We start from the raw sequence: 24,436 nt of genomic DNA on the forward strand, positions 1-24,436 counted from the left end.
CTCCACCGGCGTCGGGGGGAACACCGGGGTGAAGGGACACGCCGAACGGCCGCGCCTGGCACGCCCGCCGGCCATCATGCGAGCCCCCGGTTTGCGCCAATTCGTGCGCCAATTCCCGCGCCAATTCCGCCCTCGGGGTGGGGGTGCTGCGCCAATTCATACGCCCTCCCCCCGAAGGGGGAGGGCGAATTGGCGCAAAGCACCCCTCGGAGCATTTTCGGTGCGCCAATTCCGCGCCAATTCGTGTGCGTATTCGCGCGCATCAACCGGGCCTCTTCGAGTGGTCGACAGTCACGCCCTGAGCCTTCTTGCGCGTGACCGGATCGCTGTATTCACCCTCGACCAGCAGGCCGCTCTTGAGCCAAGCGTTGATGACCTTGCCGGCTTGCCCCTCTTCGACGTCGAACATCTCCATGACGACGTTGCCAGCCCAGCGCGTGTTGCTACGGCCTCGACGGGAGCCGCTGAACCTCTGACCCTGGCCGTTGCCGGCGGCGATGCGGTCCAGGATCGCATTGAGATCGGCGACGGAGAGCTCCTTCCATACGTCGGGTGGCTCCCAGGCCTCAATCACCTGGACATTGTCGCCCTTCGGGTAGGCGGGCGTTTCGTTGCCCAACGCCACACTGGCCAGGTGGAACCAGCGCGCCTTACCAGCCGGTGGCGCCAGGTTCGACTTGGCGTCGTCCAGCCGGACGTAGAGCCGCCTGGCGTCCTCCCGGATGTCGAAGGACTCAGCCTCCTCAGGGGACATAGATGTGAGCGTCATGGCAGCCCGGGCCGCGCCGATAAGGGCGGAGGCGCCACGGGCCCCGTCAGCGTCACCGGCGATGGCTCCCTTACGGGTGTGGTGGACCAGCAGGATGGCGCAGCCCGTCGCGTCGGCCACTTCGGCCCAGGCACGGGCCGCGGCGTTGATGTGCGGGTTGCTGTTCTCTTCCAGCTCGTGGCTGTTGACGAAGGGGTCAACCACCAGGAAGCCGATGTTGTTCTCCCGGATGAGACGGACCAGCGCGTCCTTGTCGGGGTAGGCGATGCTCATGCCATCCGCGTCGAGGGCGGCGATGACCAGGCGGCGCTCCCGGCCGCTGATGATGAAGAGCCGCCCTGCCAGGTGCTCATCGTCCAGGTTGTAGTGATCCATCGCCGCGGCGACCCGCCTGTCGAACTCGTCCTCGGGATCCTCGAGGCCGCAGCACAGTGTGTTGGCCTGGGCATGCACCCAGTCGCCCATCAGGCCCTTCCCGCCGGCGACGGAGAGCGCCACCACGACGCTGTACGAGGTCTTCCCCACCCCACCGGGGGCGACCAGCACTGTGATGTACCGGCGCACGAGCTGGTAGCCGTAGAGCCACTCGCGCGGCGGGATGGCCGCGCCACGGCGGAGGGAGGCGGGCTTGATCGTCAGGGGGCTCGCGTCGTGCACGACATGCAATCCGCTTGCTTGGGCCGCGCGCGCGCGCAGGGCGGCGTAGGCGTCCAGTGGGTCAGCGGACATGGCGGCGCTTCTTTCCGGGCTGACGGCGCAGCCACCAGGCCACCTCTTCGGAAACGATGGCGCGTACCTCCTTCGCCAGCAGCGGGCCGATGTGCTGCCCAGCGAGGTCCCGCCCGGCGTGTGCGTGGTTCACCTCATGGGCCCGGGCCAGGATCGCGGTCGGTTCAGCCCACTCGGAGATCAGGCTTCCGATCGCCTTCCGGATCGCGTGCTCGGCCTTGCCGCGGGCCAGCTCCCAGCGGAGCGCGGCCTCAGTGACCTGCTGGGCGGTTCCGATGCGCAGCGGCGAGCCAAGCCGGTCGGCCTCGGTCGACCCGGCCTGCCGGCATGCTGTCCAAACGGCTTCCCAGGCGTCCTCGCGCTCCACGACGCCCTGGGCGACAAGGAGACCATAGGTGCTGCAGAGGGTGCCGAGTCCAGGCGGCTTGCTCATACGGCCCAGAGCTCGACGAGGAGGTGGCCTAGCTCCCGCGCCAGGTCCCGGCGGATGGTGATGACCTCGCAGGCCTTGTCATCCCGCACCACCCCGGCGGCCTGCAACAGATCGTTGATCGGCTTCTCGTTGTTTCCGAGGTCGCGGCGCTGCTTGGGCGCGGTGATGCGGATCCGGTAGCCACCTTCGATCCGGTCGGCGTGCGACTGCTCGGCGACGACCCGCGCGGCGGCGTCCAGCCACTCCCGGTAGGGCTTAGCCTTCAGGGTGCGGGGGGCACCGCCGATCACCACGTTCCGCCACATACGGTTCGTGGAGGGGGGCTCCGGCAGCAGCAGAGTTATGTCGGCGGAGCCCTCCATGGTCAGGCGCTCGCCGACGCCATGGCGGCGTCGCCCAGGGGCGTGCTGGCGAACTCGCCAAGAGCACGCGCCATCAGGTCGCGTGCCATCTCGGTGGCCTCGCGCGCCGCGCGCTGGGTTTCGTCCTCGAAGTGCCGCTTGAGCAGCTGGGACAGCGCCTTCTTGTCGAACCCGGCGCTCTTGGCTTCCTCGAGGACTTCCTTGACGGCCTTGGCCGCGTCCCTCCGCTCCTCCTCCAGGGTCACTGCCCGGTTGAAGAAGGATCGCAGGTCGGCGTTGGCGCCGACGCGATTCAGAGCATCGGTGACGTCGATCTCTTCTCCCCCATTCACGGACAGGGTGGTGCGCACGTCATCGGACCGGCGTCGGGACATGGCGGCTGGTTCTCCTGCAGGGATCTGGTGAACAAGGCGAAGGGTGCCGCGCGGGTCGCGCACCGCTACCCGGCGCGGACGGGCGCCGGCGGCGTGGAGCTGTCGCAGCAGCTCATCGATGGCGCGATCGAGGCCGCGCGCGGTGCGGGCGACGGGCACCGATCGGTCTGCGGCCACGAGGGTGCCACCGTTGCGGTCCCAGGTTGCCTCGACCGTGGCGGGGCCGAGGCTCACCGCCCTGCCCGCTCGGCGCGCATCAGCATCATGCGAACGGCGGGCTTCTTCATGCCGAGCCGGTGGGCCACGTCGTCGTTGTCGCAGCCCTGGGCGTACATGGCGCGGGCGGTAGCGATGCGCTTGGCGGTGGCGGCGTCGGGCTGCCGCCCCTTGTGCTTCGACCGCAGCCCAGCCCGCCGGCAGCGCATCCTCGCCGTGCCGTAGGCAAGGCCTTCGTCCTGCGCGATGTCGCGGTAGGTCGCACCGCCAGCCAACCGGTCGGCGTGACCAGCCGCGGTTCCCTCGCTCAAAAAGTCCCGGGCGCCGACACCGCCGGCGCCCGGGGAGTTTAGGGAGGAAACAAACCCGGGCTGATAACCCCCAGCCCGGAAGGGGATCTGTGCGTCGCTCATGCCGGCCGGCACCAGTCGCAGCGGTCGGAGTGGTCGTGCGGGAAGAACTCGTCCGCGCAGAACTCGCACCGGCGCGGCGCGATGAACATGGCGCGGCTGCGGTGCACGAGGGTCAGGGGGCGCCCGAGGCCACCGGCTGGGGAACCGGAGGGGCTGGCCCCGGGCGCGGCTGGACGAGGGTGCCCGCCCAGCATCAGGTTGGCGTCGCAGCGGCTCATGCGGCGGTCTCGCGCTGGCGGACCACCCACTCGCCCACACGGCCGATCTCAATCCCGAACCAGGCGGCGATGGCGCGGCCGGTCTTTCCGGCGGCCAGCATCATCCTGGCTTCCTCTACCTCGTTCAGAGAGTGGAAGGGCGCGAGCGCCGCGCGCGTCTCGCTCGTCATGCCGCACCCCGATCGCCGGCGGGCACCGGTGCCGGGCGCGGATGGCAGTAGCCGAGGGCCGCGTGTGTCACGCGCAGCAGGTCGGAGAGCTTGCGAGCGATCGCCGTGCGCTCGGCCGAGTCCACCTGGCCATCGTTGCCGAGCGCCTGCGCGAACTCCTGGAAGACCGCCCCACTCTCAGCCCCCACCTTGGCCAGGAGCGCCGCCAGCTCGCCCTCGGCCACAGCCTCGACCGGAACGAGGGCGTACCCCTGCAGGCGGGCCATCTCTGCCGTGACGATCGGATCCTTGGTGATGGCCTGCAGCTCGAGGACGACGTCCACCGGCGCGAAGATCTCCGGCATGTTCAGATTGCCGTAGTTCCCGAGCTGGGCGCGCCGGACCCGCGTGCATGCGGCTGCAGCGTCCAAGCCACCCACCCGCTGGCACAACGCCTGGAACAGGGACTTCAGCCCCGCGTATGGATCCGACTTCGTCACGAGTTGGACACCTTCCAAATGACCGGTGCGGCGGAAAGGGAGAGGCTGTCGGCATGCGAAGCGATCGACAGCGGTTGGACGGCGCCGGCCTTCAGACAGGCCAGGGGCGGAAACACGGCCGAGGGATAGCCGGGCGCCCAGGGCTCCATGGCGCCAGGCAGCCGGTCTGGCCGTCGCGTTTCGGCCGCGCTCATTCGGTGAAGACCAGCAAGGTGCTGATGACGAGCCAGATGACGACCCACAGCAGCACGGAGATCGGCAGCCCGTACCGCAACCCCTGGAAGAGTCCCCGCTCGCTCATCGCGGCGCACGCTGCGGAGCCATGGCGCAGAAGGGCCAGTCCTCGGGGAGATTGTAGGCCGCGGCCGCCCGCCGGTGGGTGCTGACCATGAGCAGGCAGCGACGGCGGATGTCGGAGACGACGTCACGGCGGGGATGCCGCGGGCCGATCACCAGTTCCTCGGCCCAGGCCTCCAGGGCGTGCAGGGGGAGAGTGGCCATCTCAGGTCCCCAGCCCGGCGGCCGGAGCGTTGCCGCCCCGACCGCCGTCCCTCACCATGCCAGTCCCCCGACCCGCATGGAGAAGATGGATGGACAAGCCCGAGAGCCTGCGCCGCGACCTGGAGGAGATCAGGGGGCGGGTGGACGCAATCTGCTTCGCCATTGCGAGCTTCGGCAAAAACATCGCCTTGGCCCTAGCGAAGAGCGATCCACAGCTTGCGCTGAAGTACCAGCACGAGCTGGCGAAGACGCTGGAATCCGAGATGCCGGATGTGCTTGCGAGCCTAGAAGCCAAGGGCCAGCACGACCGAGCAGACGGATATGAGATCGCCACGGAGTTCATGGCGTCAGCCATTCGGAACGACTAGGGACGAGCCGCTCACCCATCCATATCTGATCTGGGTATCCGGCGCGCATCAGGCGGCGTCCTGGAGCGACGATATGTTGCCGGACTGGGCGGTGGGCGCCACGCTCCCCAGCCTCGCGGAGTGGTCCGCGGCCGGGAGGAACCGATGCGCCGATCTGCCACCTTTGCGCTTGCAACGCTGCTGCTTGCCACCCCTGCCGCCGGCCAGAGTGGCACCTCTGCCCCCGAGATCTCGCCGGATGTGCTGGAGCGCCAGTTGATGCGGCAGCTCAGTCAGATGGACGACGCTACGCTCATCATCGGAGCCGGTTTCGGCGTCAGCGCACCCCGATGCGGCTGGCGCGATGAGGCCTGGGGTCAGGATGTAACCCGCCTGACCATGAGTGTGCTGACGAACAGCGGCTACAGCACGTCTGACGCCGCCCGGTTCTCCAACGCCGTCGAGCGGCGAACAATGGATGAGGTTGCTCTCGCTGGACGGGAGAAGTTCTGCGCCGATGCGGCCAAGCTGCCCGCCCACGCTGAGAATCTCCGCCTCTGGGACAGCGCGGTAGCGACCCTCCGCGACGTGGATCGTCGCAGGGCGCAGGGGAGATGATGCAGCCATCAAGCGGCCATGCCTTCGCAGCGGCTGCACATCACCGCTTCGATCCGCTCTATTGTGTCTGTGGTGACGTGATCGCCCCGCCGGATACGCCCGATGATCTTCGGGTTTTTCACGGCGACCTCACCAAGCTGTCGCTCCGACAAACCGGCGGCGCGGCAGAATGCCTCGACAGTGCTGAGGAAGTGTTCTCGGGTCGCCATACTGGGCAGTATGGGTAATGATTTACCCGACTACAAGGGAAAACGTTACCCGCGCGTGGCCTCAGCCTTTGGGCGATCAATGCCAGGTGACGAAGACAACGCGACAAGATGAAGAACCGCAGGAGCCCGGGCCGGTCGGTCGGGCTCTTGCACGATTGATTGCCGACGCTGCGAGTATGAGGCAGCTCTCGAAGGATATCGGCCTCAGCGAAAAAGCTGTTCAGCACATCATCAACGGGGTGTCTCAGGACCCGAAGGGCAGCACAGTCCTAGCTTTAGCGAAGCACCTAAAGGTGCCGGTGCAAGCCCTTCTTGATGGCACCGCCAGTCGAGACATGGTCGGCTTTACGTCCGATCCGAACAATCTCAGCCAGGATAGCCTGACACACTTCCTTCTCAGGTCCTGGGAGCAGTTGGCGCAAGAAGACCGTGTCGAAGTCCTCAAGTTTATAAAGTTCCGGCTTTCTCTGGTTCCGAGTGACGAAGCGCCCTCGGGCCGGAAAGAGGTATAGCACCGCACCCTTCGGCTGATTCTCACTCGCCACAACGTCCTCCGATTCCTAGACCCATTGTGAACAAATTGGGAACAGAGTCGCAAGTTGAGAGTTGCCCCCACCGAAGCCGGGTAAACAATTTCCTGAACGGGTAAAGTTTTTCCTTGCCCACACAATCCGTCGGGTAATACTTTACCCCACACCGCAGGGCACCCTGCCCCGGTTGTGAGGGACCAAGCCAGTGCCCCGTCATCCCGCCTGCTACCCGAAAGACGACATTCCAGACGGGGTGCCGATGCCCACGCTGCTGGCCATCCTCTGCGGAGGCGCGCTGATGTTCGCAGTGGCCATGCTCCTTGTGTTCCTGGCTGTCGTGCTGGGGGGCTGAGGCATGCCCTGGATCGACATCCTCCCTACTCCTCGCGGCCTTAGCGGCGGGCGTGATCCCCGCGTAACGGTCGCGCGCCGCAGCTTTAAGAACGGTTCCGCTCGCCTGTGTGTAGGCATAAGCGGCCCTCTACTGGCCGAACTCGGCTGGCCGCAGGTTGGCCAGGCGCGCGTCCAGCATGACCCGGAAACGGGGCGGCTGCGGCTTTCGGCTGACGGCCAGATCAAGATCCGCAAGACAGGCCCGAAGTCCACCGGCGCCTCCATCGACTTCGCTTGGACCGCCAGTCCGGACACGAAGCGCGCCGAGCTGGCGCAGCACACCGTCGAGGATGGCGCGTTGATCGTCACCCTGCCCGATTGGGCTGCCCCGCAGCGCGCGGGCATCGCTGGTGCGCAGGCGGCCGCCGACGCAGCCCGGGCGCGCATGGCCGAACCGCCGGCGAACGGGCGCCCGGCCTACGTCCCAGTGTCAGACCGGGTGAAGGATCCGACGGCGCTGGGCGGGAGGCGCGGCTGATGGTGCTCCGCCTCACCTCCCCCACCCTGCGCGGCGAGGTCATCTCCGGCCCCGATGCCGGTTCGGTCAGCTTCGGCAGCGCTGAGAACTGGCTGCGCTCGCACAGCGCCATGGACACGGTCTGCGCCGCCATCGCCGCAGCGGTGAACGGCCGGCCTTCCAGGTTCAGCGACCGTCGCGGGTCTGTTTGGCGCCTCGACCTCTACGCGCCTGGAAAGCCGGTCGCGCCATTGCCTAAGACGAGCCCGCCGCAGGACCGCTCGAACTACGAGGCCGTGCGCCGAGCTGCCATGGGGATGCCGGGCCTGCCCTTCGCCTCCCACGCAGCGATCAAGGCGGCAGCGGACGCGGTCGAGGGCCGCCGCGCATGAGCGCCCTCCCCCGCTTCCCCGGCGCGACGCTTGCCGAGGACCGCGCCTTCACCGCGGGCGAACTGCCGACCGCCCAGGCCGACGCCAATGCGTCGATCGGCCGCATGCTCGGCCGGATCGCGGACCAGGTGGAGGCCGTCGCATTCGAGCCGACGCACCCGACGCTGAGCTGGGTCGACTACTTCCAGACGGCGCGCGTGGAGAAGGCGCTGCTCGCGGCTGAGCGGGCCTTCAACCAAGCAATGGGGCGCGCGCCATGACCGGCTGCCGTTGGATGTTCGTTCGTGGGTGCCTGCGCTGCATCGACGGAGTCTCGAAGAACGTGCACCGGGACGACTGCCGTGCCGGCAACGTCCCGGTCGCGACGGTGGACCAGCTGATGGGTACCGACTTCACCCAGCCGCTGATCTACGTGCCGCACGGTCCGGCCGGTGGCCCGATCGGCGACCAGTACATCCTGCCTGACATCGTGTGGCTGAACGGGTTCGGCGCGCTGCCCTACTACGACGAGCACACCGGCGAGTGGTTCGGCGGAGACCAGGCACCGATCGTCGGCCCTGTTGCGCTGGCGCCGGAGAAGCCGGTCGAGATCGCGCTGGTGACAGAGAGCGTGTCCACCGAATCGCTGGTGGTCACCCTTCCGCTGCTGCCGCCGCTCGTCTCGGTACCCGAGCCCGGCAGCGCCCTCATCCTGGCCGCAGCACTGCTGTTGCTCACCCCGCTTCAAGCTCGCGGGAAGGGCCGCATGACCTACGCCCAGCGCCTCGGTGTTTACCGAGCCTCGGATGTGGTCGGTGTCGCTGTCCTGGGCGTCGGGCTCGCCGGCCTGCTCGCCATCTGCCTTGCCGCGGTGCTCTGGGGATGAGGGCCGCCGACGTCTTGCGAGCCATCGGCGCGATCCTCGGCGGAGCGGCCGCCTTCGCCAGCGGTACCGCACTGCTGATCGCCACCTTTTACCTGCTGGGAGCCTGAGGTGAGGATCATCGAACCCGGCACGTACCCGGACGTCCCGGCTGCCGCATACCATGCCGACCCCTGCCCCGCCCCCAGCCTGTCCGCCAGCATTGCCCACAAGCTGGAGACCCAGAGCGCCCTGCACGCCTGGGCGGCGCATCCGCGGCTGAACCCGGACCACGACGCCGGCGCGAGCACGGAGGCGCAGGAGGTGGGCACCGCCCTGCACGCCCTCATCATTGAGGGGCGGGACATGATCGACGGGCACCCTTTCCCCGACTGGCGGACAAAGGTCGCACAGGCGGCGCGGGACGCCAGCCGGGCAGCCGGCCGCATCCCTCTCCTGGAGGAGAAGGCAGCCGAGCTGTGGGAGTGCGCCTCATCCGTGCGGAAGAACCTGGCGGTGCACGAGGCCGCGGACGCCTTCACCGACGGCGTGCCGGAGGCGGTGATGGCCTGGCAGGAGGAGACACCCTGGGGCCCGATCTGGTGCCGCTCGAGGGTGGACTGGCTGGGCGCCGCCTTCCTGGATGACCTGAAGACCACCACAGGCAGCGCGCACCCGGACACCTGGTCGAAGAAGCTGCTGCCCGACGGCTACGCCCTGCAGGCGGCCTTCTACCTGCGCGGCGCCCGCGCCCTCGGCCGCCGGCCGCGCGCCTTCCGCTTCATCGTCGCCGAGCAGAAGCCACCCTACGGCGTGACCGTCATGCAGCTCGCGCCCGACCTCATGGCCATCGCCGAGGACGCGGTGGAGCGCGCCATGGAGGCCTGGGCCTGGAGCCTCCGGGAGAACCGGTGGCCGGGGTACCCGACCCGCATCTGCCACGCCGAGGCGCGCAGCTGGGAGCTTGCGGCGCTGGAGGATCGGAAGGTGACCCGCAAGCGCGGCTACATGCACTCGGAAGCCCGGGTGCTCAGAACAGGAGTGCCCTTCGCGTGACGGTATCCTTCCGCCCGGCCCAGACCGGCCAAGCGCCAATCTTCGTTATGATCTCTGGCGGCACCGGCACAGGGAAAAGCTTCTCTGCCTTCCGCTTGGCGCGCGGCATGGTCGGGCCGAATGGCAGGATCTTCGCCCTCGACACTGAGGCAGGCCGGCTCTCAACCCTCGCGAAGTTCCACCGGTTCGACATGCTCCGGATGGAGCCGCCCTTCCGCTGGTCCCGGATCGCGGACTTCGCCGAGGAAGCCGAGGTGCAGGGCGCCGACGCGCTGGTGATCGACAGCGCCTCGATGGGTCACGTCGGCCCGGGCGGTCACCGCGCGTGGGTGGAAGAGGAGGTCGACCGCATGCTCGCGAAAAAGAAGAGGTTCCAGGCGGACCTCGACGTGGAGGACGAGGGCGAGCGGGAGAAGGTGCGCTGGAGCGCGCGGCGAGCGCCGTCCCTTGATCGGCAGGAAGCCCTCTACTCCTTCCTGCAGCGACGGATTCCCATCATCTTCGCCTGCCGCGCGCGGGAGCTGACGGAGAAGCAGGGCGCGGCCATCAAGTCGGTCGGCTGGCAGCCCGTGATTCACGCCGAGCTTCCCTATGAGATGACCACCTCCTTTCTGCTCGACGCGGCAAAGGGTCAGGGGATCATCAGCCACGGCCAGCCCTGCAAGATCGACGCGGACCACCGCGCCATCTTCGGCGAGGGCGCCCAGGTGGACGAGGCCATGGGTGCGGCCTTCATGGAGGTCATGCGCGGCACCGGCGCGGCCCCTGCATTCCAGGCGCTGCGATCCGACGGCATGGCAGTGCCTTTCCGCGACTTTGCTGGCTGGCGCACTTGGTGGGACCGCGCGGTGCGAGAGGCCCCACCCGATGCACTCCGAAAGCTGCGGGAGGCGAATGGCCCGCTGATGGGCGAGTACGCCGGCGAGCACAGCGACGAGGTGATGGCCTTGCAGAAGGCAATCGCGAGCAAGCTGGGGGAGGCTGCAGATGCCTGAACCCTCCCTGCGCACCATGGATGACCTGGCCGCCTCCTTGGGGCTGACCAGCGCTAAGACCGCCCGGCGGCACCTCGTCCGCGCGATGGAGAAGGACCCCAGCTTGCGAGCCGTCCTTCGCGGTCGCACCCTTCTTCTCACTCCCGACATGATGGCGCGGGTTCTAAGGGCTTTGGAATGGCGCTCACCCTCCGCCGACGTGGAGAGACCTGGCACGCGCGCGGCACTGTCCGTGTTGGGAAGGAGACCATCACCGTCCGCGAGTTCAGCACTGGATGCCGGACGCGAGCTGATGCTGAAGCGGTTGGGGCGAACGAAGAAGCCCGAATCCGAGCGGAGCACATCGAAGGGCCAGCCGGTCGGACGCGCAGCCTCACCATAGCCGACTGCATCACGGCTTATAACAAGCGCGAGAAGGGGGTGGCTCTTCTCGATACGGCCAAGCTGCTGGCGATCTATGAGGCGATCGGCAGCTACAGCCTGGACGCCCTGCGGGACGCCTGGGCCGTCTGGAAGGCCGCCCACCCCCAGCACGCCCCTGGCACCATTGTCCGGTCTCGCGCCCTGCTGATGGCGGCCGTCCGGTACGGCTGCGCGGAGAAGGGCATCACCGCGCCAATCCTGCCCGCCGTGAAGGTGGAGAAGGACGAACGGGTGGCCATGCTGACCTCGAAGGAGAGGGCCCGCCTCCTGGCCGCCTACAACCCCCATGCAGCTTGCCCTGCCCTACTGCTGGCCGACCAAGGCATGCGGACCCAGGAGGTGCTTCGCCTAGACTGGCGAGACGTGACCTTTGAGACGGAGACGATTCGCGCGCGGGTGCGACGCGGGGGCAAGAAGACGAAGACCCGCAAGGGCCGTCCGGTGCCGATGACTTGGCGCGTCTTCATGCTGCTCTGGGGTATGTGGCACGCGGCGGGGAAGCCCGAGGCCGGGCCGGTATTCCTCTCCAGCCGAGCCAAACCTTACGAGGACACGACGGACAAGGGCGGGAATCCGCTCCGCTCTGCCCATTACACAGCCTGCCGTGCGGCCAAGATCCAGGACTTCCGGGTTCATGACTGGCGTCATGACTGGGCCGCCCGGATGGTGATGGGCGGGGTGGACCTATTCACCCTGATGAAGCTCGGCGGATGGGCCAGTCTCGCCATGGTAGAGAGGTATGGGGCGGTTAATGCCTCCCATCTTCGAGAAGCAATCCAAAAAATGAAGTAGGTGGATGCTGTCCCAGTCCCAAGGCCACGCTGCATCTACTACTTAGAGAACTGGCCCGACCCAATCGACGTCGCGAAACCCCTCTTCATCCAGAACTTCCAAGACCCACTCAACAAGGGTTTGCTCTGCGGTCGGCGTGACCCTCCAGCCGGGTAGATACTCCGGAGATCCATCACCCAGCATCACCACTGGCACGGCGACAGGTACGAAGGTGGGGCTCCGAAGAAATGCAGAGGAAATGTTGTACATACCACCTCGCGCGAACGAGATGTTTCCTCCTGCCCTCCGCAGCTCTGATGGGCTGATGGAGCAGGTGCCCTTACAAAGATTCGATCCATCGTTCTGTTCTTTGTAGACAAGCGACCATTCCAGCTGGTCGACCACTCGCAGCACAAGGTTTTCGTAGTTCTGCAACTCTGCCTCACGATCAGCAGCACTCGTGATCGGCGGCAGTCCCGGTTGACCTGGCGGCTTACGAGCCAAGGGGAACGCTCCTCCTTGTAAGGGGGCTACTGCCCAATCTGTGCCCAGTTCACTCTCCTGATACGGCACCCGGTCGCGCCAGAGCGCTCCGATCCGTACCGACCTCTGAGGGTGAAAATGCAGCGAAAACCCCGGCAGGTGGCCTTTTTAGTGGTAGCGGGAACCGGACTTGAACCGGTGACCCCGGCATTATGAGTGCCGTGCTCTAACCAGCTGAGCTACCCCGCCAGAGCAAGCCACCTGCCGGGGTCGCGGAACTATGCCGCCGGCAGCGAACTGTCAACCACATCGCGCGCGCGTGCGCCTCGCGGCGCCCGGATGAAGCCGCCGCCCAGAACGCGGTCGCCGTCATAGAGCACGCAGCCCTGGCCGGGCGCGGAAATCACGGGCTGCTCCGGGCGCACCGCCAGCCGCCCCGCGGCGGCATCCCACTCGGCCAGCACGGGCTGCGGCACCTCCCGCGCGCGGAACTTGGCCCAGGCCGCGAAGGGCGCGGCGGGCGGGTCGATGAGCCAGTTAACCTCCCCCACGGTCACTTCCGGCACGGGAATGGAGGCCGCGGGCGCCACGACGATCCGGCGCCGCGCGGCATCCAGCGACGCCACGCGCAGGCCGGCCTCCCCCGGCAGGCCGAGGCCGCGGGCCTGCCCCACGGTATAGCGCGCGAGCCCCTGGTGGCGGCCCAGCACGCGGCCCTCCTTGTCCACGATCTCCCCGCCCTCGGCCGCCTCTGGCCGCAGCCGGGCGACAAGGTCGTGGTAGCGCCCCTCCGGCACGAAGCAGATGTCCTGGCTGTCGGGCTTCTCGGCCACCGCCAGGCCCAGCCGCACGGCCTCCCGCCGCACCGAGGCCTTGTCGGGCATGTCGCCGAGCGGGAAGCGCGCGAAGGCGAGCTGGCCGCGGGTGGTGGCGAACAGGAAATAGGACTGGTCGCGCGCGGGATCGGCGGCACGGTGCAGCTCCGGGCCGCCGGGTCCCTCCACGCGGCGGGCGTAGTGGCCGGTGGCCAGCGCCTCGCAGCCGAGGTCGCGGGCCAGTGCCACGAGGTCCTGGAACTTCACGGTCTGGTTGCAGCGCACGCAGGGGATCGGCGTCTCGCCGCGCGCGTAGCTGTCGGCGAAGTCGCCGATCACGGCCTCGCGGAAGCGGCTCTCGCGGTCCAGCACGTAGTGCGGGATTCCCAGCCGGTCCGCGACGTCGCGGGCGTCGTGGATGTCCTGCCCGGCGCAGCAGGCCCCCTTCTTCTGCACGGCCGCACCGTGGTCGTAGAGCTGCAGGGTGGCGCCGATCACCTCGTGGCCCTGCCCCGCGAGGAGCCCGGCCACGACGCTGCTGTCCACGCCGCCGGACATGGCGACCATGATCCTCATGTGGCGTTCAGCCCCATCTGCCAGAAGTCCGACTCCAGCCGCGATGCTTCCGCGAAGAGCCGGGACAGGGAGGCCAGCCGCGCCTGCCCGCCATGGGTCTCGCCCAGCGCGTCCAGCCGCGCCGCCGCGCCGCGCGCCACTGCCTGGTAGTCGGCACCCGCGTACTGCACGATCCAGTTCTCATAGGGATTGCCGTCTCGCACCCGGCCAGGATGCGCCTCGATCCGCATGGCGACCTCGCCATAGCCGATCGTGCAGGGGGCCAGCGCCACCTCCAGGTCGAGGATGTCGCCGCGCAGGCCCTGGTCCATCACCCAGCGGGTGTACCCCACGGTTTCGGGCGCCTCCGCCTCGGCCAGCACCGCTGCCTCGTCCAGGCCCCATTCGCGGCAATACACGAGGTGAAGCTTGGTTTCGTCCAGGATGGCCTGCACCACGGCACCCTTGGTGCGCATGGCCTCCAGGCTTTCGGCCTTCACCACCGCCAGCGCCTGGGCGCGGGCGAACTGCACGAGGAAGAGGTAGTCCTGCACGAGATAGCGCCGGAAGGCGGCCAGGGGCAGCGTTCCTTCCGCCAGCCCCTGCACGAAGGGGTGCCAGCAATAGGCATCCCATTCCCGCGCCGCCGCCAGGCGCAGCGCGCGGAACAGCCCGCCTTCCCGGCCGTAAGGGACGGAGGCGGGCGCCCCGCTCATCCCGCGTTCCGGCTGCCGGCGGGCAGCTTCACCACCAGCCCGTCCAGCTTGGGGGTCATGATCAGCTGGCAGCCCAGCCGGCTCGTCTCCTGCAGGTCGAAGGCGAGGTCGAGCATGTCCTCCTCGTCCTCGGTCGGGGTCTCCAGCTTGCCGAACCAACTTCCGTCCACGATGACGTGGCAGGTGGAGCAGGCGAGGCTCCCCTCGCAGGCGCCCTCGATGTCCACGCCGTGCTTGTGGGCAATCTCCAGCACCGAGAGCCCGAGTGGGGCCTCCACCTCGCGCCGCTTCCCGTCCCGCTCGACGAAGGTCATCTTCGGCATCGATCTCTCCCTTTCCGCGCGCCGGAAGGCCGCGCCTATTCCGCGGCCAACTGGCGCCGGACACCATCCCAGGCGCGCGAAAGCTCCGCGGCCGCCCGGTCCACCTCGGCGGGCGAGGTAAAGCGGCCGATGCCGATCCGCAAGGTCGCGCGTGCCTCCGCCTCCGGCAGGCCCAGCGCCCGCAGCACATAGGAAGGCTCCACGCTGGCGGAGGAGCAGGCGCTGCCGGTGGAAACGCAGACCCCCGGGGCGGCCGCCATCACCGCCTGGGCGTCCACCCCGCCCGGCAGGGTGATGTTGAGGTTGCCGGCCACCCGACTCGCGCGGTCGCCGTTCACGCGAAACCCCGGTATTCCCGCCTCCAGCGCCGCCAGGAAGCGGTCCCGCTGCCCGGCGATCCGTCCCTCGTCCAGCGCCATTTCCAAACGCGCGATCCGCGCCGCCTCCCCGAAGCCGACCACCAGTGGGGTGGCCATGGTTCCGGAGCGAAGCCCCCTCTCCTGCCCGCCGCCGGAGAAGAGCGGGGCGAGGCGCACACGGGGGCGGCGCCGAACGTAGAGCGCCCCGATCCCCTTGGGACCATAAAGCTTGTGGGCGGAAAGCGAGACAAGATCGAGGCCCATCGCCGCCACGTCCAGCGGGATGCGCCCGGCGGCCTGGGCCGCGTCCGTGTGGAACAGCGCCCCCGCCCCCCGGGCCAGCGCCGCCAGGGCGGCGATGTCCTGCACCACGCCGGTCTCGTTGTTCACGGCCATGACGCTGACCAGCAGGGTCGGCACGGAAAGCGCCCCGCGCAGCGCCTCCGGGTCGAGCAGCCCGTCGGGCCGCACGGGGAGCAGCACCGGCTCGAAGCCCTCGGCCGCAAGGTCGCGCACGCTCTCCAGGACGCATTTGTGCTCGGTGGCCAGGGTGACCACCCGGCGTCGGTCCGTGCCCTGGCCCGCGGCGAAGCGCGCCGCGCCCTTGATCGCCAGGTTGTTCGACTCCGTGGCCCCGGAGGTGAACACCACCTCCCGCGCCTCCGCCCCGATCAGGGCCGCGACATGGCCTCGGGCCGCCTCCACCGCCTGCTCGGCCTCACGGCCCATGGCGTGCTCGATGCTGGCGGGATTGGCGAAGTTCGCCTCCCACCAGGGGCGCATGGCGGCGAGCACGCGCGGGTCGGGCGGCGTGGTGGCGTGGTTGTCGAGATAGGCGGGGCGGTTCGCGGCATCCGTCATTCCCCGAAGATGGGGGATTCATCCCCTCCGAACGAGGCCCCGCACGCGCGGGTCAGCCCTTCGGGCGCAGCCGGGCCCGCACGGCGCGGTGGGCCGCGACGAAGCGCTCGGCCGTGTCCGCGGGCGCGTTCCAGGGGAGGGAGACGCGGATCGCCTCCCCCGCTCCCTCGCCCAGGCCCATGGCCTCCAGCACCGGGCTTCGCGCCACCTTGCCCGAGGAACAGGCCGCGCCGGCCGAGACCCGCACCCCCTCCAGGTCCAGGGCGATCACCTGCGTCTCGGCTGCGGCGCCGGGCAGGCGGAGGCAGGTGGTGTTGGGCAGGCGCGGCGCACCGCTGCCAGCGGCCTCGAGACCGAGCGCCGCCTCGATCGCGTCTCGCAGGGGAGCGAGGCGCGCGGCGGCCGCGGGATCGGCGGCCGCCGCCGCCGCGCCGAGCCCCGCGATGGCCGGCAGTGCCTCCGTGCCGCCGCGCCGCCCGCGCTCCTGTCCACCGCCGGCGATCAGCGGCGCCAGATCCTGGCCGGGGGCCAGCAGAAGAGCCCCCGCCCCCTTGGGTCCGCCGAGCTTGTGCCCGGAAACGGCCATGCTCCGCGCGCCGCTGCCGCCAAAGGAAAGGGAAATGCGGCCCGCGGCCTGCACGGCGTCGAGGTGCAGCCAGGCGCCGTGCCGGGCGCAGAGGGCGGAAGCTTCCTCCAGCGGGTGGAGCACCCCGGTCTCGTTGTTGGCGACCATCAGGCAGACCAGCGCGGGATCGCCGGCCGAGAGCGCGTGCTCCAGCGCCGGCAGGTCCAGCGTGCCGTCGGGCAGCACGGGCAGCACCTCCGCCCCTTCGGCCGCCCGCAGCACCGCCGGGTGCTCCGTCGCTCCGACGAGCACCCGCCGCCCCCTGCGAAGCGAGGCGATGGCCAGGGCGTTCGCCTCCGTGCCACCCGAGGTGAAGACCACGTCCCGCGCCGCGCCTCCGAAGCGCGCGGCCACGCGTGCCCGCGCCTCCTCCAGCACCCGCCGGGCCGCACGGCCCTCGGCGTGGACGGAGGATGGATTGCCCAGGAGTTCCATGGCCGCGATGGCCGCCTCCCGTGCCTCCGGGCGCAGCGGCTCGGTGGCGTTGGCGTCCAGGTATAGTGTCATCAGCCCCCTTGCTTGCCGCTGGGCGAAGCCCTGGATGGATCGTCGGCGCCGGGCACCGGGACGGCGCGGCCCAGCGTGCGTCCGTCCACCACGTCCTGCAGGGTGATGGCCGAGAGGAAGAAGCGCACCTGCTCGCCCAGCTCCCGCCAGAGGTCGCGCTGGTCGGGCGGCATGTCCGGGGTTTCGGCGGCCTCGGCACCGCCGGCGATCGTGTCGTCCACCGCCTCGACGATCTCGGCCACCGTGATCGCGCCGGCCGGGCGGCTCAGCCGGTATCCTCCACCCGGGCCGCGCGCCGAGCGCACCAGCCCGGCGCGCCGCAGCCGCGCGAAAAGCTGCTCCATGTAGGCCACCGACAGCATCTGTGCCTGGGCGATCTCGGCCAGTGCCACGGGCGCGCCCTGGGTCTGCCCCAGGCCGCGCCGCGCCATCTCCGTCAAAGCCATCACGGCATAGCGACCCCTGGTGGAAAGCCGCATCTCAGCCCCGCCGCCCCGGCGCGCACGGGGCGGCTGGACCGACGCGGGCGGCAGCCATGCAGAGCGATTCATGAGGGCATGCCATGTTTTGGTTATGAATCCCGTCCGCCGCTGCCTATATTGCGACTGTCGCTCGCACCGAAAGGTCGCGGGGGGCAGATGGCACCCCCGGAACCCGGTTCGGACGCGCCCCCGTCGTTGCTGGCCACCCCATTCGGTGCGGGATGGCTCCTCGGCGGAACGTTCCGGCCTTGTGTCCATCCGGCGGACCGGGCTCCGCCCGCGGCCTCCCGGTTGGGGCGCGGCTGGAACCCGCTCCGCCGGGGAACCGCCCTGCGGGGCGGTCGGGGTGCCGGTGTAGAGAAAACTGGTGGGGCGGCCCCTTAGCCGGGTCCGGCCTACCCCAGAAGAACGCCCCTTCGGGGGCGGAAGGTGATGATGCCCGAGGTCATGTTCGCTGGCCCTGACGGTCGGCTCGAGGGTCGCTACCACCACGCCAAGCAGCCCAATGCGCCAACCGCCCTGATACTGCACCCCCATCCGCTGCATGGCGGGACCATGAACAACCGGGTGGTGCACGCCCTGTACGAGCGCTTCCGCCTCATGGGCTTCTCGACGCTGCGCTTCAACTTCCGCGGCGTCGGCAAGAGCCAGGGGCGCTATGACGGCGGCATCGGCGAGATCTCCGACGGCACGGCGGCGCTGGACTTCCTGCAGGCGGTGAACCCTGCCGCTTCCATGCTCTGGGTGGCCGGCTATTCCTTTGGCGCCTATGTCGGGATGCAGGTGCTGATGCGCCGGCCCGAGATGGGCGGCTTCGTCTCCATCGCGGCGCCGGCCAGCCATTATGACTTCGGCTTCCTCGCCCCCTGCCCCTGCTCCGGCCTGATCCTGCACGGGGAGGCCGACGAGCTGGTGCCCGAGCCTTCCGTGCGGAAGCTGGTGGACAAGCTGAACACCCAGAAGGGCATCAAGATCGACTACCGGGTGATGGAGGGCGCGACCCACGTCTTCACCCCCGAGCAGACGGCGCGCGTGGCCGATGCCACGCAAGACCATGTGATGACCGTGCTGAACCGCGCGCGGATGTCGATGGCGGCCGACTGAGCCCGCGCATGCCGGCGTAACAGGGGGCGGCGCACCGCAAGGGCGCCGCCCCTTTCCGTTCAGGCCCGCGTTCAGGCGAAGGCCGCGACCCGCCGCCCGCCGGTCATCGGGCGCGGCGCGCCGGTGGTGCCGGGAAAGGTCAGCGGCAGGCCGCGCGCCACACGTGCGGCCAGAACGCCGAAGGCCTGGGCTTCCAGCGCGTCGCCGTCCCACCCCGCCGCCTCGGCGGGCCGGACCGGCGCGTCCAGCACCGCCGCCAGAGCCCGCATCAGCGCCGGGTTCCGCCTCCCGCCTCCGGCCACGAGCCACTGGGACGGCGGTTCCGGGAAGTGACGGGCCGCGGCGGCCACGCAGGCCGCGCAGAAGGCCGCCAGCGTCGCCGCACCATCCCCCGGGGAAAGCGCACCGGCCCCCGATTCGCGGATCGCCCGGTCGAAATCCAGCCGGTCCAGGGACTTCGGCGGCGGCGCGGCCAGGTAGGGGTGAACGGCAAGGCGCGCCAGCACCGACCCGTCCGGCTTCCCCGAAAGCGCCAGCAGCCCGTCCCTGTCGCAGTCCTGGCCGGTTGTCCGCATCGCCCAGTCGTCCAGCGGGCCATTGGCCGGGCCGGTGTCGAAGGCGACCAGGGACCCGTCGCGCCCGATCCAGGTCACGTTTCCCACGCCGCCCAGGTTGAGGATGGCCACCGGCCGGGGCAGCGCCTCCGCCAGCACGCGGTGAAACACCGGCACCAGGGGCGCCCCCTGCCCGCCCGCCGCCACGTCGGCGGAGCGGAAGTCGTGCACCACCTCCACCCCCGTCCGCCGGGCGAGAAGGGCGGCGTCGCCGATCTGCCAGGTGTGGCCGCGCTCCCCCGGGCGCGAGGCCGGACGGTGCAGGATGGTCTGGCCATGGAAGCCGATCAGGTCCGCCGGCAGATTCAGCGCGGCCACCGCCTCGGCATGGTGCTCGGTCAACCGGCGGGCGCAGTCCAGCAGGGCCGGGTGATCGGCGAGGCGTCCCTCCGCGTGCAGCGCGGGGGCGGCGTCCAGCAGGCCCCGGAGATCCCGCCGCAGCCCGGCCGGATAGGGGATGGTCAGCGTGCGGCCAAAGCGCCCGATCCGCTCCCCGTCCGTTTCCACATAGGCGGCGTCCACCCCGTCCAGGGAGGTTCCGCTCATCAGGCCGATGGTTCGCAGCATGGCGGCAGTTGTGCTAGGCGCGGGGCGCTTTGCAAGGTCCGATAAACGCCGCGATGTCCGAAACCACCGCCGAGACTACCTCCGGGAGCCCCCTCGGGAGCACCAGCGAGTTCCTCCACCTGGCGCGCCAGCGCGGCTATATCCATCAGGTGACGGACGAGGCCGGGCTGGCCGCCCGCATGGCTCAAGGCCCGCTGCCCGCCTATGTCGGCTTCGACTGCACGGCCGACAGCCTGCATGTCGGCCACCTTCTGCCCATCATGCTGCTGCGCCTCTGGCAAAGGCTCGGGCACAAGCCCGTGCCGCTGATCGGCGGCGGCACCACCAAGATCGGCGACCCCTCCGGCCGCGACGAGGGCCGCCAGCTCCTGACGGCCGAGAAGATCGAGGAGAACAAGGCCGGCATCCGCCGCTCCTTCGCCTCCTTCCTGCGCTTCGGGGAGGGCCCCACGGACGCGCTGATGCTGGACAACGCCGCCTGGCTGGACGGCCTCGCCTACATCCCCTTCCTGCGCGACGTCGGCCGGCACTTCAGCGTCAACCGCATGCTCACCATGGACAGCGTCCGCCTTCGCCTGGACCGCGACCAGCCGCTGTCCTTCCTCGAATTCAACTACATGCTCCTCCAGTCCTACGACTTCCTGGAGTTGCGCCGGCGTCACGGCGTGGCCCTGCAGATGGGCGGCAGCGACCAGTGGGGAAACATCGTCATGGGCGTGGAGCTCAACCGCCGCATCGACGCCGCCGAGGTCTTCGGCGCGACCACTCCGCTGCTCGCCACCGCATCGGGAGCCAAGATGGGCAAGACCGCGGCGGGCGCCGTCTGGCTGAACCCCGACCGCCTCTCGCCCTATGACTACTGGCAGTTCTGGCGGAACACCGAGGACGCGGATGTCGGCCGCTTCCTGCGCCTGTTCACGGAGATGCCGGTCGGGGAAACGGAGCGCCTGGCAGCGCTTCGGGGTTCCGAGGTGAACGAGGCCAAGAAGATCCTGGCCACCGAGGCCACAGCGCTGCTGCACGGGCGCGAGGCCGCGGAGGCGGCGGCGGGCACCGCCCGGGCCACCTTCGAGCAGGGCGTGGCGGCGGAAAGCCTGCCCTCCATCACGGCCGGCCTGCCCGCCGGCCTGCTGGACCTCGCGGTCGCGGCGGGGCTCGCGGCCAGCAAGGGCGAGGCACGGCGCCTGATCGGCCAATCCGGGCTGCGCCTCAACGACGAGGCGGTGAGCGACCCCGCGCGCGAGGTCACGGCGGAGGACCTGCGGGACGGCGCGGCCAAGCTCTCCGCGGGCCGCAAGCGCCATGTGCTGGTGCGCCCCGCCTGAGAGCGGCGCGCCGGCCGCTCAGCCCGCCCGCTGCACCACGATGCCGATCGAGGTGCTGATCTGCCCGAGCGCCTCGATCTTCATGTGCGGCAGCGCATAGGGCGGCGTATCGATGTAAGCATCGAGCGGGCTGTCGCCGGGATGCAGGTTCAGCGGCCAGACGGCGTGCCCACGCGCGGCGAGGCGTTCCAGCAGGCCTTCGATGTCCCGGCGCCGGAAATAGCTCAGCCCCGGCGTCTCGAGCGTGTGCTCGTTGGAGCCGAGGTTGAACTCGGTGGTGTGCACCGCGACGCCGCCCGGGCGCAGGGTCTCGAGCGAATTCTCCACGAAGTCGAGGCCGGGCGCGATGCCACCCAGGTGCTCGAAGCAGCAGGAGGACCAGCAGGCATCGAAGCCCCGGAGGTCGCGGGGGATGGCGTTCATGTCCACGGGGCGGAAGGTGACCCGCTGCCGGAACTCCGCCTCTTCCAGCAATTCGCTCCGGTGGAGGCGCGTCAGGTCCTCGGAGTGCTGGTGGGTGCTGCCCCAGCCCTGTTCGGCGACGATCTCGGGCGGCGCGTCGGTCGCCACCACCTCCACGCCGTGGGAGGCGAGCATGGCCGGGATCGGTTCGGTGCCCACGCCGAAGCCGAGCGCCCGGGCGCCCGGGCGGATGGCGTCGGCGGCGCGGAGGGCGGCCAGGATCCAGCAGAACTCCCACTGCTTGCGGTGCGGGCGCGGTGCCTCGGCGATGGTCGCGCACCAGGCGGCATAATCGGGCTCGTCGAACTGCGAGGCGGTGCAGAGCTGGCTGGTGGGCCGGGAAAGGCGGGGTGGCTCGAAAATCCAGGGCACCAGCGTGGAGGCCGGCGGGGCGAGGAGCCAGAGCGGCGCGGCATAGGTTTCCGGCACCAGCGCGCGGCGCAGCGCCTCGGGCGAGGCATGACGGCGGTGCCGGTCCAGTTCCTCCTCGCCGGGTTCACGTCCCAGCAGAAGGCGAAAGGCCCAGACCACGGCTTCGGGCGGCAGGAGGGACTCGGACGGGCGCGCGGAGGGCGGCACGGCTCAGGTCCGGTCCGGAACGGAATTTTCGTGCATCGGCCGATCTTAATCGGCCACCCGCGTCAGGTCGAGATATCGTGAGCGCCCTGCGCCACGTCCGGGCATTGTCACCGCGATCCGCGGAGTGGCGAGGGCGGATGGTGGGCGCAACAGGGATTGAACCTGTGACCCCCTCCGTGTCAGGGAGGTGCTCTCCCGCTGAGCTATGCGCCCATCCGTCCGGGAACCGGCGCGCCGCGCCGGTGGCGGCCCTTTAGCGCGGCCTTCCGCCGAGGACAAGCCTCGAGACGCACCGGCGGGGCGCCGCTTCGCCGCACCGGATCTGGCCCGGCCGGGCCGCAGCGCGCGGTGCGTGCGTGAGCGCGCGTGACAGTTGCGCCCGGCTGTGGTGATTCGGATGGAGATGGATCTCCCGATGAAGGCCTCCGCCGAGGCCGATGCCCCACCACCCTTCCTGCTGCACCGACCGGCGCAGCAGGCCGCGCCGCTGATTTTCGCCTCCCCGCATTCCGGCCGCCACTACCCCGCCGCCTTCCTGGCCGACAGCCGTCTCGATCCCGTCTCCCTCCGCCGTTCGGAGGACGGCTTCGTCGAGGAACTCTTCGCCGGCGCCCCAGCGCTTGGCGTTCCCCTGCTCGCCGCGACCTTCCCCCGCGTTTATTGCGACGCGAACCGCGAGCCGTGGGAACTGGATCCCGGCATGTTCGACGGGCCGCTGCCGGATTTCGTGAACAGCGCCTCGCCGCGCGTCGGCGCGGGCCTGGGCACCATCGCCCGGGTGGTGGCGAGCGGGGAGGCCGTTTATCGCCGCCGCCTGTCCTTCGACGAGGCCGCCGACCGCGTGAGGGGCCTGTGGGAGCCCTATCACGCCGCCTTGTCCGGGCTGATCCGGGAAACCACGCGGCGCTTCGGCGGCTGCCTCCTGATCGATTGCCACTCCATGCCCTCCTTCCCCGGCGAAACGGGGCGCGCGACGGACATGATCCTGGGCGACGCGCACGGCACCGCCGCCGCCCCGCGCGCCACCCGCATGCTGGAGGGGGCGCTTTCGGGCCTCGGCTACCGGCTGCGGCGCAACGACCCTTATGCCGGGGGCTATGTCACCCGCCATTACGGGCGCCCGCGGGAGGGGGTGCACGTGATCCAGCTGGAAATCGCCCGGAGCCTCTACATGGATGAACGGCGCATCCAGCGCCTTCCGGGGATGGTGACGCTGCGGGCCGACATGGAGCGGCTGATGGCCACGCTCGTTTCGGCGGACTGGGGCTTCCTGAAGGGCTGACCCGTGCCATCGCGGCCTGGGCGCCATGGCCGGGCACCGGGCGGGACAGCGGGCAAAAAAAGAGGCGGTGCCAGAGGCACCGCCGAGTTTAGGGAGGAAACGTCCAAGAAAGACAACGACGCAAGTAAGGCGTCGCTGCGATGCACAACGTAGGTCCCGCACCAGGGTTTCGCAAGGGAGATTCCGCATCGCACCAACACGCGAATGCGATGGTTTCCCGCTTTGTCCCCTGGCACGCCGCTTGAGCGGGACAGGCCATGCGCCTCCTCGCCTTCCTCCTCACGCTCCTCCCCGGACTGGCCCTCGCCCAGCCCTCCCCCACCGGGCTTTGCCGTGCCGCGATCGGCGCCGCGGAGCGGGAATACGGGCTTCCAGCCGGCCTGCTGGCCGCGATCGGCCGCGTGGAATCCGGCCGGCGCGATCCCGGCACCGGGGAACAAGGACCCTGGCCGTGGACCATGAACGCGGAGGGCCGGGGGCAATTCTTTTCCTCCAGGGCGGAAGCGATTGCCGAGGTGCGGCAGCTTCGCGCCGGCGGCATGCGGCTGATCGACGTGGGCTGCATGCAGATCAACCTGCATCACCACCCCGGCGCCTTCGCCTCGCTGGAGGAAGCCTTCGATCCCCTCGCCAATGCCCGCTACGCCGCGCGTTTCCTGAAGACCCTGCAGGCGAACAGCGGCGACTGGATGACGGCGGCCGGTCACTACCACAGCCAGACGCCGTCACGCGCCGAGGCTTATCGCGCCCAGGTGGCGCTGCGCTGGCCGGAGGAGCAGCGCGCCGGGGCCGCACCGGCGTGGCAGCCCGGCTGGTCCAGCCAGCAGCCCCGCCCGGCAGCCCCCATGGCGGGGATGACCGGGCTGAGCATCCGCGCGGCGCCGCCGCCGGCGGTGCTGCGCCTGGCCGGCGCCGCCGCGCCCGAGGGCGGGCGCGGGCGCGACCTCGATGCCTACCGCGCCATGGCCATCCCGCTCGCCACCCGCGCCGCGCCGATGATGCCGCGCGGCCTGCCGGGAGGCCGCGGGTGACCCCGCCAGCGCTGCAGGTTGACCCCTTCCAGAGGGTTGGCCATCTTCCG

The 24,436-nt window shown here is 70.0% G+C and carries 34 protein-coding genes and 2 tRNA genes; 16 read left to right on the forward strand and 20 right to left on the reverse strand.

Features of this window, described 5'->3' with window-relative positions; translation table 11 throughout:
* Positions 1–262 precede the first annotated feature (262 nt).
* From ACFFIC_RS02165 to ACFFIC_RS02205, 9 genes are all read right to left on the reverse strand, one after another.
* Positions 263–1,498 carry a helicase RepA family protein gene (locus tag ACFFIC_RS02165; protein WP_377048401.1) on the reverse strand — a complete coding sequence of 412 codons (1,236 nt, stop codon included), beginning with the start codon at positions 1,496–1,498 and terminating at the stop codon, positions 263–265.
* Positions 1,488–1,931: a hypothetical protein gene (locus ACFFIC_RS02170; protein WP_377048402.1), complete on the reverse strand. Its 444-nt coding sequence runs from the start codon at positions 1,929–1,931 to the stop codon at positions 1,488–1,490. The genes ACFFIC_RS02165 and ACFFIC_RS02170 overlap by 11 nt, the downstream gene beginning before the upstream one ends.
* Positions 1,928–2,293, reverse strand: coding sequence for a RusA family crossover junction endodeoxyribonuclease (locus tag ACFFIC_RS02175; RefSeq protein ID WP_377048404.1), 366 nt, complete (start codon positions 2,291–2,293; stop codon positions 1,928–1,930). The genes ACFFIC_RS02170 and ACFFIC_RS02175 overlap by 4 nt, the downstream gene beginning before the upstream one ends.
* Positions 2,294–2,295: 2 nt before the next feature.
* Positions 2,296–2,901 carry a GapR family DNA-binding domain-containing protein gene (locus ACFFIC_RS02180; protein ID WP_377048406.1) on the reverse strand — a complete coding sequence of 202 codons (606 nt, stop codon included), beginning with the start codon at positions 2,899–2,901 and terminating at the stop codon, positions 2,296–2,298.
* The gene (locus ACFFIC_RS02185) at positions 2,898–3,194 is read right to left on the reverse strand and encodes a hypothetical protein (protein ID WP_377048407.1); all 297 of its coding nucleotides are present in this window, start codon (positions 3,192–3,194) and stop codon (positions 2,898–2,900) included. Before ACFFIC_RS02185 ends, ACFFIC_RS02180 begins: the two co-directional genes overlap by 4 nt.
* A gap of 98 nt (positions 3,195–3,292) precedes the next feature.
* Complete coding sequence (locus ACFFIC_RS02190; RefSeq protein ID WP_377048408.1) at positions 3,293–3,514, reverse strand: hypothetical protein; 222 nt, start codon at positions 3,512–3,514, stop codon at positions 3,293–3,295.
* Positions 3,511–3,684, reverse strand: coding sequence for a hypothetical protein (locus ACFFIC_RS02195; protein WP_377048410.1), 174 nt, complete (start codon positions 3,682–3,684; stop codon positions 3,511–3,513). The genes ACFFIC_RS02190 and ACFFIC_RS02195 overlap by 4 nt, the downstream gene beginning before the upstream one ends.
* On the reverse strand, positions 3,681–4,163 hold the full coding sequence (locus ACFFIC_RS02200; RefSeq protein WP_377048411.1) for a phage regulatory CII family protein: 483 nt from the start codon (positions 4,161–4,163) through the stop codon (positions 3,681–3,683). The genes ACFFIC_RS02195 and ACFFIC_RS02200 overlap by 4 nt, the downstream gene beginning before the upstream one ends.
* 297 nt (positions 4,164–4,460) lie before the next feature.
* A complete protein-coding gene (locus ACFFIC_RS02205; protein ID WP_377048412.1) occupies positions 4,461–4,664 on the reverse strand; it encodes a hypothetical protein in 204 nt (67 codons plus the stop codon).
* Between the two features lie 89 nt (positions 4,665–4,753).
* On the opposite strand from ACFFIC_RS02205, the gene ACFFIC_RS02210 reads away from it, so the two are divergent.
* The 12 genes from ACFFIC_RS02210 to ACFFIC_RS02265 all read left to right on the forward strand — a co-directional run bounded on the left by ACFFIC_RS02210 (position 4,754) and on the right by ACFFIC_RS02265 (position 11,717).
* On the forward strand, positions 4,754–5,032 hold the full coding sequence (locus tag ACFFIC_RS02210) for a hypothetical protein (RefSeq protein ID WP_377048413.1): 279 nt from the start codon (positions 4,754–4,756) through the stop codon (positions 5,030–5,032).
* Between the two features lie 144 nt (positions 5,033–5,176).
* Positions 5,177–5,629, forward strand: coding sequence for a protease-associated domain-containing protein (locus tag ACFFIC_RS02215; protein WP_377048414.1), 453 nt, complete (start codon positions 5,177–5,179; stop codon positions 5,627–5,629).
* The gene (locus tag ACFFIC_RS02220; protein ID WP_377048415.1) at positions 5,626–5,856 is read left to right on the forward strand and encodes a hypothetical protein; all 231 of its coding nucleotides are present in this window, start codon (positions 5,626–5,628) and stop codon (positions 5,854–5,856) included. Before ACFFIC_RS02215 ends, ACFFIC_RS02220 begins: the two co-directional genes overlap by 4 nt.
* Positions 5,857–5,924: 68 nt before the next feature.
* Positions 5,925–6,350 (forward strand): helix-turn-helix domain-containing protein, encoded by a 426-nt coding sequence (locus ACFFIC_RS02225; RefSeq protein WP_377048416.1) that lies wholly within the window; start codon positions 5,925–5,927, stop codon positions 6,348–6,350.
* Positions 6,351–6,573: 223 nt separating this feature from the next.
* Positions 6,574–6,720 (forward strand): hypothetical protein, encoded by a 147-nt coding sequence (locus tag ACFFIC_RS02230; RefSeq protein WP_377048417.1) that lies wholly within the window; start codon positions 6,574–6,576, stop codon positions 6,718–6,720.
* Between the two features lie 3 nt (positions 6,721–6,723).
* The gene (locus ACFFIC_RS02235; RefSeq protein ID WP_377048419.1) at positions 6,724–7,239 is read left to right on the forward strand and encodes a hypothetical protein; all 516 of its coding nucleotides are present in this window, start codon (positions 6,724–6,726) and stop codon (positions 7,237–7,239) included.
* A complete protein-coding gene (locus ACFFIC_RS02240) occupies positions 7,239–7,610 on the forward strand; it encodes a hypothetical protein (RefSeq protein ID WP_377048421.1) in 372 nt (123 codons plus the stop codon). The genes ACFFIC_RS02235 and ACFFIC_RS02240 overlap by 1 nt, the downstream gene beginning before the upstream one ends.
* Positions 7,607–7,870: a hypothetical protein gene (locus ACFFIC_RS02245; protein WP_377048422.1), complete on the forward strand. Its 264-nt coding sequence runs from the start codon at positions 7,607–7,609 to the stop codon at positions 7,868–7,870. The genes ACFFIC_RS02240 and ACFFIC_RS02245 overlap by 4 nt, the downstream gene beginning before the upstream one ends.
* Positions 7,867–8,475 carry a hypothetical protein gene (locus tag ACFFIC_RS02250; RefSeq protein WP_377048423.1) on the forward strand — a complete coding sequence of 203 codons (609 nt, stop codon included), beginning with the start codon at positions 7,867–7,869 and terminating at the stop codon, positions 8,473–8,475. The genes ACFFIC_RS02245 and ACFFIC_RS02250 overlap by 4 nt, the downstream gene beginning before the upstream one ends.
* A 108-nt stretch (positions 8,476–8,583) precedes the next feature.
* Positions 8,584–9,507, forward strand: a complete 924-nt coding sequence (locus ACFFIC_RS02255) for a PD-(D/E)XK nuclease-like domain-containing protein (protein ID WP_377048425.1) — start codon at positions 8,584–8,586, stop codon at positions 9,505–9,507.
* Positions 9,504–10,502, forward strand: a complete 999-nt coding sequence (locus tag ACFFIC_RS02260) for a hypothetical protein (protein ID WP_377048427.1) — start codon at positions 9,504–9,506, stop codon at positions 10,500–10,502. Before ACFFIC_RS02255 ends, ACFFIC_RS02260 begins: the two co-directional genes overlap by 4 nt.
* A gap of 177 nt (positions 10,503–10,679) precedes the next feature.
* The gene (locus tag ACFFIC_RS02265) at positions 10,680–11,717 is read left to right on the forward strand and encodes a tyrosine-type recombinase/integrase (RefSeq protein ID WP_377048428.1); all 1,038 of its coding nucleotides are present in this window, start codon (positions 10,680–10,682) and stop codon (positions 11,715–11,717) included.
* 42 nt (positions 11,718–11,759) lie between these two features.
* Here ACFFIC_RS02265 and ACFFIC_RS02270 read toward each other — a convergent pair whose 3' ends face one another.
* From ACFFIC_RS02270 to ACFFIC_RS02305, 8 genes are all read right to left on the reverse strand, one after another.
* On the reverse strand, positions 11,760–12,200 hold the full coding sequence (locus ACFFIC_RS02270; RefSeq protein WP_377048429.1) for a hypothetical protein: 441 nt from the start codon (positions 12,198–12,200) through the stop codon (positions 11,760–11,762).
* A 151-nt stretch (positions 12,201–12,351) separates the two neighbouring features.
* Positions 12,352–12,428, reverse strand: a tRNA-Met gene (locus ACFFIC_RS02275).
* A 29-nt stretch (positions 12,429–12,457) separates the two neighbouring features.
* On the reverse strand, positions 12,458–13,570 hold the full coding sequence (gene mnmA, locus ACFFIC_RS02280) for a tRNA 2-thiouridine(34) synthase MnmA (RefSeq protein WP_377048430.1): 1,113 nt from the start codon (positions 13,568–13,570) through the stop codon (positions 12,458–12,460).
* Positions 13,567–14,265, reverse strand: coding sequence for a thiaminase II (tenA, locus tag ACFFIC_RS02285; RefSeq protein ID WP_377048431.1), 699 nt, complete (start codon positions 14,263–14,265; stop codon positions 13,567–13,569). Before tenA ends, mnmA begins: the two co-directional genes overlap by 4 nt.
* Positions 14,262–14,588, reverse strand: coding sequence for a ferredoxin family 2Fe-2S iron-sulfur cluster binding protein (locus ACFFIC_RS02290; protein ID WP_377048432.1), 327 nt, complete (start codon positions 14,586–14,588; stop codon positions 14,262–14,264). The genes tenA and ACFFIC_RS02290 overlap by 4 nt, the downstream gene beginning before the upstream one ends.
* A gap of 35 nt (positions 14,589–14,623) precedes the next feature.
* Positions 14,624–15,808, reverse strand: coding sequence for a cysteine desulfurase family protein (locus ACFFIC_RS02295; RefSeq protein ID WP_377048433.1), 1,185 nt, complete (start codon positions 15,806–15,808; stop codon positions 14,624–14,626).
* 52 nt (positions 15,809–15,860) lie between these two features.
* Positions 15,861–16,940 carry a cysteine desulfurase family protein gene (locus tag ACFFIC_RS02300; protein WP_377048434.1) on the reverse strand — a complete coding sequence of 360 codons (1,080 nt, stop codon included), beginning with the start codon at positions 16,938–16,940 and terminating at the stop codon, positions 15,861–15,863.
* Positions 16,940–17,491 (reverse strand): Rrf2 family transcriptional regulator, encoded by a 552-nt coding sequence (locus ACFFIC_RS02305; protein WP_377048435.1) that lies wholly within the window; start codon positions 17,489–17,491, stop codon positions 16,940–16,942. The genes ACFFIC_RS02300 and ACFFIC_RS02305 overlap by 1 nt, the downstream gene beginning before the upstream one ends.
* A 366-nt stretch (positions 17,492–17,857) precedes the next feature.
* Here ACFFIC_RS02305 and ACFFIC_RS02310 point away from each other — a divergent pair, with 366 nt between their 5' ends.
* Complete coding sequence (locus ACFFIC_RS02310; RefSeq protein ID WP_377048436.1) at positions 17,858–18,526, forward strand: alpha/beta hydrolase; 669 nt, start codon at positions 17,858–17,860, stop codon at positions 18,524–18,526.
* A gap of 71 nt (positions 18,527–18,597) precedes the next feature.
* Here the strand turns inward: ACFFIC_RS02310 and ACFFIC_RS02315 are convergent, their stop codons facing one another.
* Complete coding sequence (locus tag ACFFIC_RS02315) at positions 18,598–19,704, reverse strand: anhydro-N-acetylmuramic acid kinase (RefSeq protein WP_377049252.1); 1,107 nt, start codon at positions 19,702–19,704, stop codon at positions 18,598–18,600.
* A 56-nt stretch (positions 19,705–19,760) separates the two neighbouring features.
* Here ACFFIC_RS02315 and tyrS point away from each other — a divergent pair, with 56 nt between their 5' ends.
* Positions 19,761–21,032 carry a tyrosine--tRNA ligase gene (gene tyrS, locus ACFFIC_RS02320; protein ID WP_377048437.1) on the forward strand — a complete coding sequence of 424 codons (1,272 nt, stop codon included), beginning with the start codon at positions 19,761–19,763 and terminating at the stop codon, positions 21,030–21,032.
* Between the two features lie 18 nt (positions 21,033–21,050).
* Here the strand turns inward: tyrS and ACFFIC_RS02325 are convergent, their stop codons facing one another.
* Complete coding sequence (locus ACFFIC_RS02325) at positions 21,051–22,073, reverse strand: SAM-dependent methyltransferase (RefSeq protein WP_377048438.1); 1,023 nt, start codon at positions 22,071–22,073, stop codon at positions 21,051–21,053.
* A gap of 138 nt (positions 22,074–22,211) precedes the next feature.
* Positions 22,212–22,286: transfer RNA gene (locus ACFFIC_RS02330), tRNA-Val, on the reverse strand.
* Positions 22,287–22,488: 202 nt separating this feature from the next.
* On the opposite strand from ACFFIC_RS02330, the gene ACFFIC_RS02335 reads away from it, so the two are divergent.
* Positions 22,489–23,355, forward strand: a complete 867-nt coding sequence (locus ACFFIC_RS02335) for an N-formylglutamate amidohydrolase (RefSeq protein WP_377048439.1) — start codon at positions 22,489–22,491, stop codon at positions 23,353–23,355.
* A 257-nt stretch (positions 23,356–23,612) separates the two neighbouring features.
* The gene (locus ACFFIC_RS02340) at positions 23,613–24,386 is read left to right on the forward strand and encodes a lytic transglycosylase domain-containing protein (protein ID WP_377048441.1); all 774 of its coding nucleotides are present in this window, start codon (positions 23,613–23,615) and stop codon (positions 24,384–24,386) included.
* Positions 24,387–24,436 lie beyond the last annotated feature (50 nt).

This window comes from Muricoccus vinaceus (assembly GCF_042433125.1).
In the GTDB taxonomy this organism is placed as follows: domain Bacteria; phylum Pseudomonadota; class Alphaproteobacteria; order Acetobacterales; family Acetobacteraceae; genus Roseomonas; species Roseomonas vinacea.

Excerpts from the sequence above, each read along its gene's own strand:
- ACFFIC_RS02165 (WP_377048401.1), bottom strand. The coding sequence starts at position 1,498 with ATGTCCGCTGACCCACTGGACGCCTACGCCGCCCTGCGCGCGCGCGCG.
- ACFFIC_RS02170 (WP_377048402.1), bottom strand. The coding sequence starts at position 1,931 with ATGAGCAAGCCGCCTGGACTCGGCACCCTCTGCAGCACCTATGGTCTC.
- ACFFIC_RS02175 (WP_377048404.1), bottom strand. The coding sequence starts at position 2,293 with ATGGAGGGCTCCGCCGACATAACTCTGCTGCTGCCGGAGCCCCCCTCC.
- ACFFIC_RS02190 (WP_377048408.1), bottom strand. The coding sequence starts at position 3,514 with ATGAGCCGCTGCGACGCCAACCTGATGCTGGGCGGGCACCCTCGTCCA.
- ACFFIC_RS02195 (WP_377048410.1), bottom strand. The coding sequence starts at position 3,684 with ATGACGAGCGAGACGCGCGCGGCGCTCGCGCCCTTCCACTCTCTGAAC.
- ACFFIC_RS02205 (WP_377048412.1), bottom strand. The coding sequence starts at position 4,664 with ATGGCCACTCTCCCCCTGCACGCCCTGGAGGCCTGGGCCGAGGAACTG.
- ACFFIC_RS02210 (WP_377048413.1), top strand. The coding sequence starts at position 4,754 with ATGGACAAGCCCGAGAGCCTGCGCCGCGACCTGGAGGAGATCAGGGGG.
- ACFFIC_RS02215 (WP_377048414.1), top strand. The coding sequence starts at position 5,177 with ATGCGCCGATCTGCCACCTTTGCGCTTGCAACGCTGCTGCTTGCCACC.
- ACFFIC_RS02220 (WP_377048415.1), top strand. The coding sequence starts at position 5,626 with ATGATGCAGCCATCAAGCGGCCATGCCTTCGCAGCGGCTGCACATCAC.
- ACFFIC_RS02235 (WP_377048419.1), top strand. The coding sequence starts at position 6,724 with ATGCCCTGGATCGACATCCTCCCTACTCCTCGCGGCCTTAGCGGCGGG.
- ACFFIC_RS02240 (WP_377048421.1), top strand. The coding sequence starts at position 7,239 with ATGGTGCTCCGCCTCACCTCCCCCACCCTGCGCGGCGAGGTCATCTCC.
- ACFFIC_RS02245 (WP_377048422.1), top strand. The coding sequence starts at position 7,607 with ATGAGCGCCCTCCCCCGCTTCCCCGGCGCGACGCTTGCCGAGGACCGC.
- ACFFIC_RS02250 (WP_377048423.1), top strand. The coding sequence starts at position 7,867 with ATGACCGGCTGCCGTTGGATGTTCGTTCGTGGGTGCCTGCGCTGCATC.
- ACFFIC_RS02265 (WP_377048428.1), top strand. The coding sequence starts at position 10,680 with ATGGCGCTCACCCTCCGCCGACGTGGAGAGACCTGGCACGCGCGCGGC.
- mnmA (WP_377048430.1), bottom strand. The coding sequence starts at position 13,570 with ATGAGGATCATGGTCGCCATGTCCGGCGGCGTGGACAGCAGCGTCGTG.
- tenA (WP_377048431.1), bottom strand. The coding sequence starts at position 14,265 with ATGAGCGGGGCGCCCGCCTCCGTCCCTTACGGCCGGGAAGGCGGGCTG.
- ACFFIC_RS02290 (WP_377048432.1), bottom strand. The coding sequence starts at position 14,588 with ATGCCGAAGATGACCTTCGTCGAGCGGGACGGGAAGCGGCGCGAGGTG.
- ACFFIC_RS02295 (WP_377048433.1), bottom strand. The coding sequence starts at position 15,808 with ATGACGGATGCCGCGAACCGCCCCGCCTATCTCGACAACCACGCCACC.
- ACFFIC_RS02300 (WP_377048434.1), bottom strand. The coding sequence starts at position 16,940 with ATGACACTATACCTGGACGCCAACGCCACCGAGCCGCTGCGCCCGGAG.
- ACFFIC_RS02305 (WP_377048435.1), bottom strand. The coding sequence starts at position 17,491 with ATGAATCGCTCTGCATGGCTGCCGCCCGCGTCGGTCCAGCCGCCCCGT.
- ACFFIC_RS02310 (WP_377048436.1), top strand. The coding sequence starts at position 17,858 with ATGCCCGAGGTCATGTTCGCTGGCCCTGACGGTCGGCTCGAGGGTCGC.
- tyrS (WP_377048437.1), top strand. The coding sequence starts at position 19,761 with ATGTCCGAAACCACCGCCGAGACTACCTCCGGGAGCCCCCTCGGGAGC.
- ACFFIC_RS02335 (WP_377048439.1), top strand. The coding sequence starts at position 22,489 with ATGAAGGCCTCCGCCGAGGCCGATGCCCCACCACCCTTCCTGCTGCAC.
- ACFFIC_RS02340 (WP_377048441.1), top strand. The coding sequence starts at position 23,613 with ATGCGCCTCCTCGCCTTCCTCCTCACGCTCCTCCCCGGACTGGCCCTC.